A 16,127-nucleotide genomic window follows, 5' to 3' on the forward strand; every position below is an offset into this window, starting at 1 on the left:
TGGCCGCCGCCTGCGCCGGCACGGCCTCGCAGCACTTCATCGTCGACCAGTCGTTCGCCACGGCGATCAGCCAGTACCAGTCGACCATCCCGACCGGCTGGGTGGGTGTCGGCGGCAGCCCGGCCGTCGTCGCCGCCGTCGAGAGTGCCGACGGTACGATCGGCTACGCCGAATCGGCCAACCTGAAGGCAGCCGCTCCCAACGTGCCACATGTCAAATATGCCATGGTCGGCGGCAAGGACCCGTATGCCGACTTCCCAGGTTCGCTGGCCGTCCTTTGGCTTATCGACCGAGCTCTTTCGACGGTTCCGGATATTAAGAGTGGCCGTCCAATCGTCGTCGCAGTTACACCGAGTGTTGCACCACGATGCCTTCTTCTAATCGATCCCGCAGCCTACGCCAATATTACTTCGCGTTATCCAATCATGGGTGTGTCGTACTTGATCGCCAACTATCAGGGTAATGGTGCGGATGTGACAGCCGTGCGTGGACTGATCGGTTCTGCATACGGGGATCATTCCAGCGTAAACACCATCGGACCTAATACCGGTTACGCCTTTTTGTTTGGCGGACCCTTGCTAAATCAGGACGCAGTTGACGCATGTGTCAATCCATGAATTGCGCTGAGTGATAAGGACTTGTCCTTGAGTCATGTATGAAAGGCTGCATGTAGCACGAATTCGATGCTTAGCAAGAACTACTTCTTCGGATGTCATACGGCATCCATATTCCACTACTGAGGTACAGCCATGACGACCGGACGATCGACGATCAAGAACCGCCAGGCGACGAAGCGCTGGCTCGCCCCCGCTGCCCGCTGCGCCATTCCCTTGCTCATGGCGGGGATGGCATTGCCCGCGGCGGCGCATAACAAGAACGCCTACGTGGCGAACGAAATCGACAACACCGTTTCCGTGATCGATACGGTGACCAATACCGTGACCGCCACGGTGCCGGTGGGTGCTAATCCGCTGGGCATCGCGGTCAGCCCCGATGGCTCCGGTGTGTATGTGGCCAACGCCCTGGACAACACCGTCTCGGTGATCGACGCGGCCACGAACGCCGTGACCGCCATGGTGCCGGTGCAGAACACGCCCGTGGCCGTGGCGGTCAGCCCCGATGGATCCGATGTGTACGTTGCCAATGCCAACGAGAACACTGTTTCCGTGATCGATACGGCGACCAACGCCGTCGTCGCCACGGTTCCGGTGGGTAGCGCACCTTTCAGCATCGCGGTCAGCCCCAACGGAGCCCGCGTGTACACGGGAAATACCGGCGACAACACCGTGTCGGTGATCAACTCGCGTACCAACGAAGTGATCGCGACGGTACCGGTCGGAACCACGCCATCCGGCCTGGGCATCGGCCCCTTGGGCGCCCGTGTGTACGTCGCCAATGCCGGCTCGAACAACGTGTCCGTGATCGATGCGTTCACCAACAAGGTGACCGCCACGCTGACGGCTGGAAACGGCGCCGAGGCCGTCGCCACGAGCCCCATCGGGCTTCCGGTGTACGTCTCCAACTCGGTCGACAACACCGTTTCCGTCATCAACCCGCTCAACAAGAGCGTGATCGCGACGGTATCCGTTGAAAATACACCGCAGTCCATTGCGGTCAGCGACAGCACCGGTCGCGTCTATGTGGCCAATGCCGGGTCGAATACCGTTTCGGTCATCAACCCGTATACCAACAAGGTGATCGCCACCGTGAATGTCGGTAGCGTTCCCGCCGCGGTGGCTACCCAGCCGCAGTGGTGAAGTAGCCAGTGAAAAAACGGCCATCCCGGATGAGATGGCCGTCATCGGTCCGAAACCTTCCGATCGCATGCTCGATGGGACTAAGGAGGGGACGCATGCGCGGTACGCGAAGCGAAGGTTTCAGCCTGCTTGAAACGCTGGCGGCTTTGGTCCTGCTGGCCTTGTGTTTCGGCGCGCTCATGCGCGCGACCGGTTCATCCGTCGCCCTGAACGCACGTGCGGCGGATTACACGCAAGCATCGCTCTGGGCGAACGGCCTGCTCGATCGTACGTTCGTGGCCGAGTTTCCTTCGGAGGGCGTGCATACGGGGCGATTCGACGATACCTATCGCTGGACGATGAAGGTGAGCACTCCGGCGGATACGGCAACCGTCGCCACCCTGGTTCCGATGCATCTTTACAGGATCGAGTTGACCGTCGAGTGGGACGTGGGCGGAAAAACCCTGTCCTCCCGCTTCGAGACCCTGCGTACCGTGTCCGAGAAGCCGCGCGTACCCAAGGTTTCCGTATATGCCTCGGGGGATTCGTGAAGAGCCAGGCGGGTTTCAGTCTCATGGAAACACTCGCGGCGCTCGCCCTGTTGGCGTTGCTGCTGCTGGGCGTGACCGCGGCGTTGCAGACGATGACGCAATCCACGCGTGCCGGCATGGCCGTGACCGAACGGCTCGACCAGATAAGGGCCGCGCAGATGCATGTGCGGCGGGCGTTGTCCACCGCCCTGGCGTACCCGTGGGCGTTGCGTGCCGATAAGCACCCCATCGTGGTTCGTGGGACGGCCGGTGAGGTCACCTTCGTCGCGCCGGGGCCCGGCTATCTGTCGAAGAGCGGTCTTCAGCTCCAGCGCCTGGCGTTGGTCGGGCGCGATGGCGACTTGCGGTTGCAGGCCGAGTTCGCACCGCTGGCGTCGCGCGATGCCGCACAGGTCGTCCCGTCGCAGCCGGAGGTCCTGGTCGATCATGTGTCGTCCGGGCGCTTCGTCTATAGCGGCGTCGATGACGAGGGCAATCCGGTGTCATGGCAGGACACATGGCCGTACGGCGATCGCCTGCCTTCCATGATCGGCCTCGAACTGACGTTGGCCGGCGGGATGAAGTGGCCGACGATCGCTGTCCCCTTGCGGATGGACCCCGCCGCGATCGATGCACGCGAAGCCATGGCGCGATTGACGTCGGCGGACGGAAAGCGATGAAAGCCTTTCCCTGGAACATGAAGCAACGCGGCGTGGCCTTGCTGGTGGTCCTTTGGGGCTGCACGTTGGCGGCGATCACCCTTGGCGCACTGGCGACGAGTGCCCGCGTGGAGAGCACGCAGGCGCGTGGGCAGTCGCTGCGGCTGGAGGCGTTCTATGCGGCGGAGGCGGGCATCGAACGCGCCGTGTTCATGTTGAATGCGCGGGAAGACACGCAGCGCTGGATCGCGGACGGTCGGGCTTATGGCTTTCGGTTGGGTCGTGCCGACGTGCGACTGGATATCAGCGACGAGGATGGCAAGGTCAACCTCAACACGGCGCCGCCTGAACTCATCGGGCGGCTACTGTCGGCTTCGGGCGTGGGTCCCTCGCTGGTACCGCGGTTTCAAGCGGCCATCGCCAGTTGGGGAACGCGGGGTCACATGCAAGCGTCGTTGTTGCTGGCGAAAGGCGGATTCAGCAGCATCGACGAACTCTACCGGGTGCCTGGGATCAGCGCCGATGCCGTCGAGAGGATCGTTCCGTTCCTGACGTTGTGGACTCCCGATCCACCGAATCTCGCCCATGCCGCCCCGGCGGTCGTGGCCGCGGTTACCGGCGCCGGGCCGGAGGCCGCAAGATCTTACGTCGATCAGGTGAGAGCGTTACCGCCGGGCGCTTCCGCGCTGCCGATGCTTCCCGGGACGGGATCGGGCAACGCGGCGAAGGGTTTCAGCGGGATCGTCAGTATCACGTCGCGGGCGCAACTGGCCGAAGGGCCGGCGCTGACCCTCGATGTCACCCTCATCATGCATAGCGAACCCGGGAATCCGCGGCCTTATCGCATCGTGCGCTGGGCGGAACGTTCGTCTGAAAAGAACCTGTAGGCGATTCCTACGGCATACTCCTGCCACGTCACGGCACGGCAACACGCACCCGCCACTCTCGCAGGCCTCGATAACCATGATGGTTCTTGCATGACACGCTTTCTTACGATCGGCGTCGCCGCATGGGTGGTCGTGCTGGCAGGATGCTCGACGCTGCCCCAGCCGCGCGACGACGGATCGCTCCAGCGCGAAGCGCTGGCCGGCACGGAGAAGCCGGTGCCCAAGCCGTTGACGATAGGCACGACGAATCCGCAAATCCCTGCGGTCACGCAGCCCGACGTCACCACGGGCACGGGTGAATTCGTCAAGGCGGTGGGCTTGCCCAAGCCGAAACCGGTGGCCGCGGGTGCGGGCACGGTGACCTTCAATTTCGAGAACCAGCCCGTGGAGTCGGTGGTGAAGGCCATCGTGGGCGACCTCCTGCACGAGAACTATTCGATCGTTCCGGGTGTGCAAGGCAACATTTCTTTCTCGACCTCGCAGCCGGTCACCACCGACCAGGCGCTTCCCATCCTGGAGACGTTGCTGTCGTGGACCGGGAACGCATTGGTGCGGAACGGCGACCGCTACGTGGTCATGCCCGCGAAGGACGCGGTGGCGGGCAACCTCGTGCCGAGCATGGGCGCCACCGCACCGCCGGGCGGCCTGCAGGCGCGCCTGTTTCCCCTGCGCTTCATCTCGGCGACCGAGATGCAGAAACTGATCAAGCCCTTCGCACGGCCCGATGCCACCTTGCTGGCCGACCCCACGCGCAACGTGTTGGTGATGGCCGGCACGCCGACCGAACTGGAGAACTACCAGCGCACGGTGCAGACCTTCGACGTGGATTGGCTGCGCGGCATGTCGGTGGGCGTGTTCAGCCTGCAACGCGCGGAAGTGAAGGACCTGACGCCAACGCTCGACAAACTGTTCGGTGAGAAGGGCAACACGCCGATGGCCGGCATGCTTCGCTTCATCCCCATCGAGCGGACCAATTCCCTCGTGGTGATCAGTCCCCAGCCCGTGTACCTCGACGAGGTGAGGAGCTGGATCGATCGCATCGACCGGGGCGGCGGCAACGAGCCACAACTTTATGTGTACGACGTGCGCAACGTGCAGGCCGCCGATCTCGCCGATTACCTGTCCGACATCTATGGCGGCGGCTCCAGCGGTGGCGGTTCCGGCGATCGCGGCGGCAAGGTCGGGCCGGGGCTCAGTTCCGGCACCCTCGGCGGCGACAGCGACCTCGGCAATCGTGGCGGCTCGGGCCTCGGTAGCACCACGGGCGGTTTCGGCAACAGTTCGTCGTCGAATTCAGGCCTGCTCAACACCACGAACAACAGCGGCCTCAACGGCTCGTCCTCCGGCATGAGTGGCGGTTCCTCGTTCGGCTCGGGCAGCGGTTTCGCCGGCAGCGGGTTCGGTGACGACGACACCTCGTCGCGTCGCCAGCGTAACGGGCCGGTCACGACGGACGAAGGCGTGCGCATCACCTCGGTGGATGCGAACAACCAGCTGATGGTGCGCTGCCGTCCGTCGCAGTGGACGGAGATCGAACAGGCGATCAAGCGCCTGGATGCCGTGCCGCTGCAAGTGCAGATCGAGACCCGTATCCTCGAAGTGGCCTTGACCGGCGATTTCCAGTTCGGCGTGCAGTGGTACCTGGAAGGCCTGGTCGGCGGCACCAACGGCTCGGTGGGGCAACCGGGCAACAAGCAGCAGTGGGCACTGGGCAACGGTGGCAACGTCTACAACCCGAATACCGACAGCTTCTTCTACTCGTTCGTCAACAACAACCTCGCCGTCGCGCTGCGCGCGATGGAAACCAGCGGCAACACGAAGACCTTGTCGGCTCCGTCGCTGGTGGTGCTGAACAACCAGAAAGCGCACATCCAGGTCGGCGACCAGATTCCCATCACGCAGACCTTCGTCAACACCAGCGCCAACACGGACAACACGATCGGCCAGGTGGAGTACAAGGACACCGGTGTGATCCTCAACGTGCGCCCGCGCGTGAATCCGGGTGGCCTGGTGTACATGAACATCAACCAGGTGGTGAGCGCTCCGGGCCAGAAGGACGCGACGACGGGCAATTTCCCCATTCAGCAGCGCGAGGTCGCCACCCAGGTGGCGGTCCAGAGCGGACAGACGGTCTTGCTGGGCGGTCTCATCAAGCAGCAGGAAGGTGTCACCGACACCGGCATCCCTGGCCTCAATCGCATCCCGGTCTTTGGACGCCTGTTCGGCCAGACGACCCGCGGTCGCGATCGCACCGAACTGATCGTGCTGATCACGCCACGGGTGATCAGCAACGGCGAGGAAGCCAAGCAGGTGACGGACGAGTACCAGCGGAAGTTCGAATCGCTGCGGCCGGTTCGCGCCGATGCGAAGCTGGGCAGTGGCGAACCCGCCACGGTTCTGCCGCTGGGCAAGCCTTGAGGCGCGCCCGTCCCGGCTAACGTGCCGGGCCGACCAGCGGCGTAGGGTAGGTGGGCTTCGGCCGATACGGCTGCACCGACACCCCCAGGTTCGGCCCCATGCGGTGTTGCAGGCCGGCGGCGTTATAGAGGCCCAGCGTGTTGGTCGGCCGCCGGCTCATCCCTGCATCGATGACGGGCGTGCCCGATGGCACCGCATCGGCCGCCATCAGGCGGCTCAGGCAGGCATAGGAAAGTCCCGCCGACGCCGCATCGGCGGGTTCGACGCAGCCCGCGTTCGCGGCGGCGTGCACGCCTGGCAGGTCCACGACCGATTGCGCCATCGCGCAGGGAGGCGCGAGAGCCAGGCCCATGGCGAGGACTTGCCGAATACGCATGATGATTCCCTCCGTCTGGCCATCCACACCAGATAGCACGTAACCGGTTGCATCGGTAAGCGAATCGGGCGGTGTCATGCGACGGTCATTAATCCTGTCACTGAAATAGCGTCGTTGTGTCATCTGGCGCGCCTAGCCTTCCCCCGAAGACGAGTTCCCGTCCCGTCCGCTCATGCGTGAGGAATGACCGTGGCACGCAGCGTCCTCGCGCTTGTCGCGTGCATGGCCCTGCTTGCGTCGCCGTGGTCGGCGTCGCAGGTGCGCATCAACGCGGGACAGCCACAGGGGTCGGAAGAAACGCATGCGCCCACGCGCTTCGACATCGACGCTCAAGCGCTCGCCACCGCGTTACGCGCTTTCAGCGAAGCCACGGGTATCGCCGTGCTGTTCGACGACGGCCTTGTCGCGGAGAAGCGGTCGCAGGGGCTTCACGGCGTGGCCGCGCCGCGCGACGCGTTGGGCATCCTGCTCGTGGGCACGGGGCTCGTGGCGCACTTTTCCTCGATGAACGCCTTCACCGTCACCGCATCCAGCCAGGCCCCGGCGGACGGCGGCGCCGCGCCGCGCCACGACGCCGCTCCTGTCGGCGACATGCTCGACGAGCGTTCCGCGCGTGCCGTGCAGGTGGCGGTGGAGCGGACCCTGTGCGCGCACGAGGACACGCGGCCAGGCGGGTTCCGGTTGGCCATGCAGCTGTGGATCGGCAACGACGGCGGCGTGACCGACGTGGCGGCGCTGGCCGCTTCCGACGACCCGCGGCGTGACGGCCGGGTGCTCGCCGCGCTTCGTTCATTGCGCCTGCCGGCGGATGTCCATCGATCCAGTCCCGTGACGGTCTTGCTGACACCCTCGGTCAAGGCCGACGGCGCTTGCCGGGCCCACCGCGCAAGGGAGGGCTGACGATGGAAACCTCGCTGCTCGGGCTCTTCCTCGACAACTACGAGGACTTCCGTCGCCGGCTGCGCCGCCGTTTGCGGTCGGACGACCTGGTCGACGACGTGCTCCAGGAAACCTACCTGCGCGTGGAGCGGCTCGATCCCAACGTTGAGCGAGCGACGCATCCCACCGGTTACCTGTTCCGCATGGCGCTGAACATGGCGGCCGATCACCATCGTTCCTCCAGCCGCCTGTTGACGGGCGAGGAGATCGACGAGCTGGTGCACGGCGCGGACGACCAACTCGACCCACCCACCGTGCTCGCTTCGCGGCAGGACCTCGCCGCCCTCGCCGAGGCGCTGGACATGCTCACCCGCCGCCAGCGCGAGATCCTCATCGCGGCGCGGGTCGACGAGCAGCCGCAGGCGGCCATCGCGGCCCGCCACGGCATCTCGGTGCGCATGGTGGGAAAGGAATTGAAGAAGGCACTTGAGACCTGTGCCACAAAAGTGGGACGCAAATCCGTTCAGCGGTTCGGTCCGGGTGCCGGAGATCCGTCTTGAGCGATATGGGAACGACCAGCATCCACGAAAGCGAGCGCCAGGCCCGGGCCTGGCTCGTCCACCTGACCTCGGGGGCGGCCACCCGTGAGGACGGTGAGGCGTTCCGTCGCTGGTGCCAGGCGAACGAGCAGCATGCCGCCGCCTTCGCCCGCACGCGGCGCATGTGGGAGGACCTGGGGCCCGCCATCGCCCGACGGGCCGAGCGCATGGATCGGGAGCAGCCATCCGCGCCTCGCCATGGCGTACGCATGAACCGCCGGATGTTCCTCGCCACGGCGGTCAGCGCGTCGGTCGCCGCCGTGCTGATCGGGCGCTACGGCACGGACCTCATGCCCGGCGCGGCGGATGGCTCGCGGCTGCGCACGGCGGTCGGTGAGCAGCGTAGTGTCGAAGTGGTGCGGGGCGTCACGGTGGAAATGAACACGGCGACCGATATCGGGCTGCGTGGCAGCGGCAAGGCCGTCACGGGCATGCGCCTGCGCAGTGGCGAGGCCGTGGTCCGCGTCGACGCCTCGCGCACGTCGCCTTTCGTCGTCGAACTGGCCGACGCGACCCTGATCTCCACGCCGGGCACGTCGTTCGCCGTACGCTGCATCGACCGCGAAGCCGCGGTGACATGCCTCGACGGGCACGCGGTGCTCACGCTGGGCGCGGCCAGGACCGAGGTGAAGCCGGCCCAGCAAGTGGCGTTCGACGACCATGGCATGGCGCCCGCCGTGGCGGTGAACCCGGACACCGCGCTCGCCTGGCGCCAGCGTGTGCTGATCTACGACAACCAGCCATTGGCCGATGTCGTCGCGGACATCAACCGCTATCGTCCCGGCCGCATCGTCATCACCGACCATGCGCTCGGCGAGCGGCGCGTGCATGCGCGCTTCACGCTCGACCAGATGGCCGACGTCGCCACGCTCATCCAGGACGCCTACGGCGCGCATGCGACGCACCTCCCCGGCGGCTGGGTGCTGCTGAGCTGAATGCTTTCCCGGGCCGGCACCGCCGGCCCATGAATTTTTCGTGACAGCGGTTCAGTGCCACCGCTGCCCATGCGTCTTGTGGGCAAACGGGAACATCAGGGGAAAGTCCGCGTGGCTACACGAGCAGTACGGGTGAACGCATGACGCGTATCGCGAACCCTTGGCGCGCCAATGCGTTCGCGCTGGCCATCTCGCTGGGACTGGCGATTGACGCGGGCGCCCAGGACGCGCCGACCTCGTTCGACGTCAACGAATACGTCGTCGATGGCAACACGACGCTGCAGCCGCTGGATATCGAGACGGCGGTCTATCCCTTCCTGGGGCCGGGCAAGTCGATGAACGACGTCGGTGCCGCGCGAGAGGCCTTGCAGAAGGCCTACCAGGCACGCGGCTTCCAGTCGGTGGTGGTCGACCTTCCGCCGCAGCAGGTGAAGGGCGGGGTCATCCGTTTCCAGGTGACCGAGAACGCCATCGGCCGCGTGCGTGTCGAAGGCGCGACCTACCGTTCGCCCAAGGACATCCGTGACGCGGTCCCCGCCTTGCGCGAGGGCGAGGTACCGAACTTCACCCAGGCCCAGCAGCAGCTCACCGACGTCAATCGCCGTGGCGGCAGCCAGGTGGTGCCCGTGCTCACGCCCGGCAAGCTACCGCAGACGATGGACGTGACCCTGAAGGTCACCGACAGCTCGCCGTGGCACGCGAGCCTGGAAGTCAACAACGACCACAGCGTCAACACGCCCGAGTTGCGCACCGTGGCCAGCGTGCGCGACGACAACCTGTTCCAGGACGGCCACGCGGCTTCGCTCACCTATATCGTCGCGCCGCAGGACAGGAACGCGGCCGAGGTCTGGGCCGGCTCCTATCTGGTTCCGCTCGGCGGCGACTGGAGCGTGCTGGCCTCGGGCTACAAGTCCAACAGCAACGCCAATGCCGTCGGTGGCACGACGGTGCTGGGCAAGGGCAACGCGGTGGGCTTCAGTTTCATCCGTACGCTGCCGACGCACGGCGAGTACTCGCAATCGTTGTCGATGGGCCTCACCCGCAAGCACTTCGACCAGAACATCAGCCTTTCAGGCCAGACCTCGAAGGCCCCGATCACTTACATCCCGCTCAACGTCACGTACCAGGGCCAGTCGATCGGCGAAACCTCGATCAGCACCATCGCGATCGGCGGCACCCTCGGTTTCCGTGCCGGCGGCAGCAACGCGGCGGAGTTCGACAACCAGCGCTACAAGGCGCGGGCCAACTTCTTCTACATGAAGTTCGACGGCGGCCACACGCGGAACTTCGCCAACGGCTTCAGCCTCGCCGGGCGGCTGGGCCTGCAGCTGTCGAATTCGTCGTTGATCTCCAGCGAACAATACGCGGCGGGCGGGCAGAGCAGCGTGCGCGGTTACCTCGAAGCGGAGCAAACCGCCGACCATGGCGTCACGGGCTCCATCGAATTGCGTACGCCGTCGATCGCAGCGCACCTCGGCACATGGGTGAACGACTGGCGCTTCCACGCCTTCGTCGACGCGGCGCACCTCGTGCTGATGAACGCGCTGCCCAGCCTCGTCGACCCGGCCGATCCGGCGGCCGGCAGCACGCGCGTGAACAGCTACGACCTGTCCAGCGCGGGCCTGGGCACGCGCTTCCAGCTATTCAACATCGCCACCGGCGCGTTCGAGGTGGCCTATCCGTTCAAGGACGGGCAGGCGACGCGCGCACACGACACTCGCATTCATTTCTCACTCAAAGCGGATCTCTGACCGGCAGGTCGGACCACAGACATCCAGGGGTATCACCGTGACTCGACTCTTGTTCCTGACCTGCTTGCTTCTCATCGGCTGGGTGCCGGCGGCTTACGCCGACGCCTCGTGGTGGAACCAGGACTTCGCCTTCCGCAAGGCGATCACCATCGACACGACGGCCAAGGGTGGCAACGTGACGACCGCCGTCGGCCGCACCCCGCTGCTGGTGCGCCTGCATTCGGGCAATTTCACTTTCGACGGCGTGTCCGAGACCGGCGCCGACGTTCGCTTCGTCGCGGCCGACGACAAGACCCCGCTGAACTATCAGGTCGAGAGCTTCGACCCGGTGCTGGGCGTGGCCCTGGTCTGGGTGGACGTGCCGCAGCTCGGCGCGGACAGCCAGCAGCAGGTCTGGATGTACTACGGCAACCCCAAGGCGCAGGGCGCCGAGAGAGCCGGCGCCGTGTTCGATGCCGATTACGCCGCCGTCTACCACTTCGAGGAAGCCGCGGGTACGCCGCCACAGGACGCCACCGCCTACGCGAACAACGCCGTGGGGAACGATATCCTCACCGCCGACGGCATCATCGGCAAGGCCGCGCGCTTCGACGGTTCGAAGATCGTCACCCTGCCGGGCAGTGTCTCGATGAATGTCGCCGAGGGCGGCAGCTTCACGTTCAGCGCATGGATCAAGCCCGACACGTTGCCGGCGGGGCGTACGCTGGTCTATGCACGCCGCCAGGGCGAGCAGAAACTGCTGGTCGGGCTCGACAACGGCGTGCCCTTCGTCCAGGTGAACGACGCCACCAGCGCCGCCGGTGAACCGCTCAAGGCCGGTGCATGGACGCATCTGGCCGTCACCGCCACGGGCAGCGATGTCGAACTGTACGTCGACGGCAAGCCTTACGCGAAGCTGGGGACGAAGCTCCCCGCGATGACCAGCCAGGCCACCCTCGGCGGCGACATCGCCGGCCAGGCTGAATCCTTCGTGCCGTTCGCCGGCCTGATGGACGAAGTGCGCCTCTCGCGGATCGCCCGTCCCGCCGTCGCCATCGCGGTCGACGCGCAGACCCAGGGCGCCGAATCGAAGTTGCTCACCTATGGCGCCGACGAGAAGCAGTCCGGCGTGGGCTTCGGCTATTTCGGCATCATCGTGAAATCCGTGACCGCCGATGCCTGGGTGGTGATCGGCATCCTGCTCGTCATGGCGGCGATCTCCTGGGTGGTCATGTGGCAGCGTGCGGCCTATGTCAACAAGGTGACCCGCGCGAACGAGGATTTCCTCGACGCCTTCCGCCAGCAGGGCCGCAACATCCTCGCGCTGTCGCGCGATGCCACCGCGTCGCGGTTGCAGGATGCCTCGCTCTATCGTCTCTACAAGGTCGGCGCCGCCGAAGTGTGGAACCGCCGCGACGAGGATGGCCAGGATCACATCGCATCGGAGTCCATCGAGGCGATCCGCGCCACCATGGATTCGGTGCTGGTCCGCGAGAACCAGGCCCTGTCCAGGTCGATGGTGCTGCTCACCATCGCGATCTCCGGCGGCCCCTTCCTGGGCCTGCTCGGCACCGTGGTCGGCGTGATGATCACCTTCGCGGCGATCGCCGCGGCGGGCGACGTGAACGTCAATGCGATCGCCCCCGGCATCGCCGCGGCGCTGCTCGCCACGGTGGCCGGCCTGTTCGTCGCGATCCCGGCACTGTTCGGCTACAACTACCTGCTGATCCGCAACAAGAACGTCACCGCGAACATGCAGGTGTTCGTGGACGAGTTCGTGACGCGCCTCGCCGAGCAGCAGCGCGTCAACCAACCGGCGGCCGTCGCGGCCTGAGGATCGGATCATGCGCGCGCAAGACGACGACAAGCCGTACGACGACATCAACATCACGCCGATGCTCGACCTGGCGTACGTGTTGCTCGTCATCTTCATCATCATGACCACCGCGTCGGTGCAGGGCATCAAGGTGAACCTGCCCAAGGCCAGCGCGGCGGTGAGCATGGCCAAGCCGCAGACCAAGGCCATCACCATTTCGGACACGGGCCAGATCTTCCTCGACGCCTACCCGGTGACACTCGCCGAACTGGAGCAGCGCCTGCGTTCGCTGAAGGCGATCACGCCGGATTTCCCGGTGGTGGTGAAGGGCGATGCCACGGTCCAGTACCAGAAGGTGATGGACATCCTCGACCTGCTGCGTCGCGTGGACCTGCCGCAGGTCGGCCTGGTCACCGGCAAGTCGCCGAAGGGATGAACGCGTGACCTCGTCCCCATCCCCTCGTCGCCAACGCCGCCGCTGGATCGGTCCCGCGGTCGGCGTGGTGGCCATCCTGCTGCTCGGCGCGCTGGTCTGGCATTTCGCCTCCAGCAGCGTCGGCGTGCGGCGGGAGGCGCCGCGCATCGCCACGATCACGCCCTTGCCACCACCACCGCCGCCGCCGAAGGAAAAGCCGCCGGAACCGAAGAAGCTCGAAGACGAGATGAAACCCGTCGACGACAAGCCGCAGGACCAGCCGGAGAAGCCGGTGGACGCGCCCAAGCCGAGCGACGATGTCGCCAGGAACGTGACGATCAATGGTGACGCCCAGGCCGGCACCGACGCCTTCAACATCGGCGCGGGCGACGGCGGCGGCATGGTCGGTTCCGGTGGCGGCACCGGCACGGGCACGGGCAGCTACGACCAGTACCTGGGTTATGCGATCCAGCAGGCGGTGCAGCGCGACGACCGGGTCAACCGCCTCGTGTTCGACGTGCGCGCCGACATCTGGCTCGACGCCGGCGGACGTCTCACCCGCGCCGAACTGGTCGGCTCCAGCGGCAACACGAAAACGGACGAGGCCTTGATCGACGCCTTGCGCGCGATGCCGCGCATCGACGTGGCGCCGCCCTCGTCCCTGCATTTCCCCTTGCGCGTGGCCATCCGCGGGAAGCGTCCCGCATGAGCACCGTCAATACCACCCGGAGAGTTCGCATGATCATCGGAAAGGCCCGCCATCGCCCCGCGCGCGCCATCTTGGCCGCCGCCATCGGCCTGGCGATCTTCGCAGGCTCGGCGCATGCGCAAAGCGCGCCCTCGGACAACGCCACGATCAACCTCGTCCGCCTGCTGGTGAAACGTGGTGTGCTGACGCAGTCGGACGCGGACGGCCTCATCGCGCAGGCGAACGCCGAGGCCGCCCAGGCGCAGAAGCTGGCCGGTACGGCCAATGTCGCGCCGGCCACGCCAGGGCAGGTGCGTGTCACCTACGTGCCGGAAGTGGTGCGTAACCAGATCAAGGACGAACTGCGCCAGGAGGTGGTCGCGCAGGCCAGGACGGAGCATTGGGCCGAGCCGGGCAAGCTGCCGGAGTGGCTCGACCGGATCAGCTGGTCCGGCGACATGCGCGTGCGCGACGAGTTCCACTACTACGACAAGGGCAACGCCTATCCGGTCGTGGACTTCGCGCAACTGAACCGTACCGGTCCCTATGACCTCAACGGCGCGAACCCGCCGCCGTTGCTCAACACCCTGGAGAACCGCACCAATTCGCTGCGCATCCGCGCACGGCTGGGCGTGAACGTGGACCTGGGCAACGACGTGACCGCGGGCATCCGCATCGGCACGGGCAACGACAACAATCCGGTCTCCACCACGCAGACCCTCGGTGGCGGCCTGGCCAAGAAGGACCTCTGGCTCGACCAGGCCTGGCTGGCGTGGAAGCCGACCGATTGGGCGCAGGTGATCGGCGGACGCATGCCCAATCCCTTCATGAGCACCGACCTGGTCTATTCCAACGACCTGAACTTCGACGGCATCGTCGGCAAGTTCAATGTGCCGGTGACCGACGAGATCGGCGCGTTCGCCAACGTCGGCATGTTCCCGATCGAGTACCAGGCCGACGACTTCCCCTCGCAGCAGGGCATCAAGAACGCGAGCCGCGACAAGTGGATGACGGGCGCGCAGCTCGGCGGCACGTGGCGCTTCAACGAGGATACGCAGTGGAAGCTGGCGCTCGCCTACTACCGCTTCGACCATATGCGTGGCGAACTGTCGTCCCCGTGCTCGATCTACCTCGGCGTGAATTTCTGCGACACCGACGCGACGCGCTCGGCCTTCATGCAGAAGGGTAATTCGCTGTTCCTGATCCGCGACATCGTGCCTGACCCGAACTCGCCCAGCAGTTATGCCCAGCCGCAGTTCGTGGGCCTGGTCTACGACTACCACGTGGCCGACGTGAACACGCAGCTGGACATGAAGGTGGCCGATACGCCGCTGCGCCTCGAGGCCGACTACATCCGCAACATGTCCTATCACCGTGCGGACGCTTTCCGTCCGGGCGTGGGGCTGAACCGCCTGGTCAACAATTTCGGCGCGGGCGACTTCAGCGAGAACACCTACAAGAGCGGCCCCGTCGGCTGGATGGTCCGGGCCACGCTCGGCGATGTGAATCCGCATGCGGCCGGCGACTGGAACGTGGCCCTTGCCTACAAGTACCTGCAGCCGGACGCGACGCTCGACGGCCTGACCGATACGGACTTCCACCTCGGTGGCACCAATGCCAAGGGATTCATCCTCGGCGGCAGCTACGGGATCTCGCCGTATGCCTGGCTGAGCGCGCGCTATTTCAACGCGAAGGAAGTGTTCGGGCCGCCGCTGTCGATCGACGTCTTCCAGCTCGAAATGAATGCCCGGTTCTAAGGAGGCGACATGAAACGCACCCTCATCGCCATCGCGCTGTTCGCCGTGCTGCCCCAGGCGTTCGCACAGAGCGCCAGCCTGGAAAGCCGGATGCGCGACCAGCTGCGCGAGACGCGCACGCAATTGCAGGAGCTCCAGGCGCAGCAATCGCAGTGGGCCGCCGAGAAGGCCGCACTGGAGAAGGAGCGCGACGACGCGAAGAAGGAAGCCGAGACGGCGCGCGCGGGGGCGAAGTCTTCGTCGGCCGTGTCGCCGGAAGCGAGCCGCGCATTGGCCACGGAGCGGCAGCGTCGCGAGGCGGCGGAGGCCAGCCTGCAAAGAGGCAAGGCAGACATGGATGCGTCCGCGGTCGCGCTGCGCACGGCGGAAGCCGAGCGCGCGCGGCTTGCCAGGGAACTCGACGCGGCGAAGGGGCAGGTGGATGCCTGCACCGCCCGCAACGTACAGATGTATCGCGTGGGCCAGGAAGTGATCGCGGCCTACGAGAACATCGATATGGGCGACATCGTCGGTTCGCGTCAGCCGTTCGCCGCGAAGTCGCGGGTGAAGCTGGAGGCGGCGGCGCAGTCGTTCGGCGACCGGCTTTACGAACAGCGTTTCGATCCCCGCGCCGGCCAGGCGTCGGCCGGGCAATGACACCGCATCGCGAGGCAGTCCATGTATCCCGATCATGAGCTTTCGTCGCTGCCCGAGTACCGCGCG

Annotated in this window: 16 protein-coding genes; 15 read left to right on the forward strand and 1 reads right to left on the reverse strand. The window is 65.9% G+C overall.

The genetic code is table 11. The features are described 5' to 3' along the window. The 6 genes from ACR9ZJ_RS10630 to gspD all read left to right on the forward strand — a co-directional run. Positions 1 to 617: hypothetical protein (locus ACR9ZJ_RS10630; RefSeq protein ID WP_481287733.1), on the forward strand; the 617-nt coding region annotated here is incomplete at its 5' end. 132 nt (positions 618 to 749) lie between these two features. Continuing rightward, positions 750 to 1,757, forward strand: coding sequence for a YVTN family beta-propeller repeat protein (locus ACR9ZJ_RS10635; protein WP_481287734.1), 1,008 nt, complete (start codon positions 750 to 752; stop codon positions 1,755 to 1,757). 95 nt (positions 1,758 to 1,852) lie between these two features. Further along, entirely contained in the window at positions 1,853 to 2,287 is a 435-nt protein-coding gene (locus ACR9ZJ_RS10640; RefSeq protein ID WP_481280597.1) for a prepilin-type cleavage/methylation domain-containing protein, read from the forward strand. Next, positions 2,284 to 2,946, forward strand: coding sequence for a prepilin-type N-terminal cleavage/methylation domain-containing protein (locus tag ACR9ZJ_RS10645; RefSeq protein WP_481287735.1), 663 nt, complete (start codon positions 2,284 to 2,286; stop codon positions 2,944 to 2,946). The genes ACR9ZJ_RS10640 and ACR9ZJ_RS10645 overlap by 4 nt, the downstream gene beginning before the upstream one ends. Further along, a complete protein-coding gene (locus ACR9ZJ_RS10650; protein ID WP_481287736.1) occupies positions 2,943 to 3,812 on the forward strand; it encodes a type II secretion system minor pseudopilin in 870 nt (289 codons plus the stop codon). The genes ACR9ZJ_RS10645 and ACR9ZJ_RS10650 overlap by 4 nt, the downstream gene beginning before the upstream one ends. Positions 3,813 to 3,902: 90 nt before the next feature. Next, positions 3,903 to 6,230: a type II secretion system secretin GspD gene (gene gspD / locus ACR9ZJ_RS10655; protein WP_481287737.1), complete on the forward strand. Its 2,328-nt coding sequence runs from the start codon at positions 3,903 to 3,905 to the stop codon at positions 6,228 to 6,230. Positions 6,231 to 6,246: 16 nt separating this feature from the next. Here gspD and ACR9ZJ_RS10660 read toward each other — a convergent pair whose 3' ends face one another. Then, positions 6,247 to 6,606, reverse strand: coding sequence for a hypothetical protein (locus tag ACR9ZJ_RS10660; protein ID WP_481280611.1), 360 nt, complete (start codon positions 6,604 to 6,606; stop codon positions 6,247 to 6,249). Between the two features lie 189 nt (positions 6,607 to 6,795). On the opposite strand from ACR9ZJ_RS10660, the gene ACR9ZJ_RS10665 reads away from it, so the two are divergent. From ACR9ZJ_RS10665 to ACR9ZJ_RS10705, 9 genes are all read left to right on the forward strand, one after another. Further along, positions 6,796 to 7,506 (forward strand): STN domain-containing protein, encoded by a 711-nt coding sequence (locus tag ACR9ZJ_RS10665; protein WP_481287738.1) that lies wholly within the window; start codon positions 6,796 to 6,798, stop codon positions 7,504 to 7,506. A 2-nt stretch (positions 7,507 to 7,508) separates the two neighbouring features. Next, positions 7,509 to 8,045 carry an RNA polymerase sigma factor gene (locus ACR9ZJ_RS10670; protein ID WP_481280609.1) on the forward strand — a complete coding sequence of 179 codons (537 nt, stop codon included), beginning with the start codon at positions 7,509 to 7,511 and terminating at the stop codon, positions 8,043 to 8,045. Positions 8,046 to 8,050: 5 nt separating this feature from the next. Continuing rightward, positions 8,051 to 9,019 carry a FecR family protein gene (locus tag ACR9ZJ_RS10675; protein ID WP_481287747.1) on the forward strand — a complete coding sequence of 323 codons (969 nt, stop codon included), beginning with the start codon at positions 8,051 to 8,053 and terminating at the stop codon, positions 9,017 to 9,019. Between the two features lie 140 nt (positions 9,020 to 9,159). Next, positions 9,160 to 10,770: a ShlB/FhaC/HecB family hemolysin secretion/activation protein gene (locus ACR9ZJ_RS10680; RefSeq protein ID WP_481287739.1), complete on the forward strand. Its 1,611-nt coding sequence runs from the start codon at positions 9,160 to 9,162 to the stop codon at positions 10,768 to 10,770. Positions 10,771 to 10,807: 37 nt separating this feature from the next. Continuing rightward, positions 10,808 to 12,583 (forward strand): DUF2341 domain-containing protein, encoded by a 1,776-nt coding sequence (locus ACR9ZJ_RS10685; RefSeq protein WP_481287740.1) that lies wholly within the window; start codon positions 10,808 to 10,810, stop codon positions 12,581 to 12,583. Positions 12,584 to 12,593: 10 nt separating this feature from the next. Continuing rightward, complete coding sequence (locus ACR9ZJ_RS10690; protein WP_481280606.1) at positions 12,594 to 13,001, forward strand: ExbD/TolR family protein; 408 nt, start codon at positions 12,594 to 12,596, stop codon at positions 12,999 to 13,001. A 4-nt stretch (positions 13,002 to 13,005) separates the two neighbouring features. Next, entirely contained in the window at positions 13,006 to 13,689 is a 684-nt protein-coding gene (locus tag ACR9ZJ_RS10695; protein WP_481287741.1) for an energy transducer TonB family protein, read from the forward strand. A 29-nt stretch (positions 13,690 to 13,718) separates the two neighbouring features. After that, entirely contained in the window at positions 13,719 to 15,425 is a 1,707-nt protein-coding gene (locus ACR9ZJ_RS10700; protein ID WP_481287742.1) for a putative porin, read from the forward strand. Positions 15,426 to 15,434: 9 nt separating this feature from the next. Beyond that, positions 15,435 to 16,061 carry a hypothetical protein gene (locus tag ACR9ZJ_RS10705; protein WP_481287743.1) on the forward strand — a complete coding sequence of 209 codons (627 nt, stop codon included), beginning with the start codon at positions 15,435 to 15,437 and terminating at the stop codon, positions 16,059 to 16,061. Positions 16,062 to 16,127: the final 66 nt, after the last annotated feature.

This window comes from Luteibacter sp. KNZ12-1A (genome assembly GCF_056755675.1).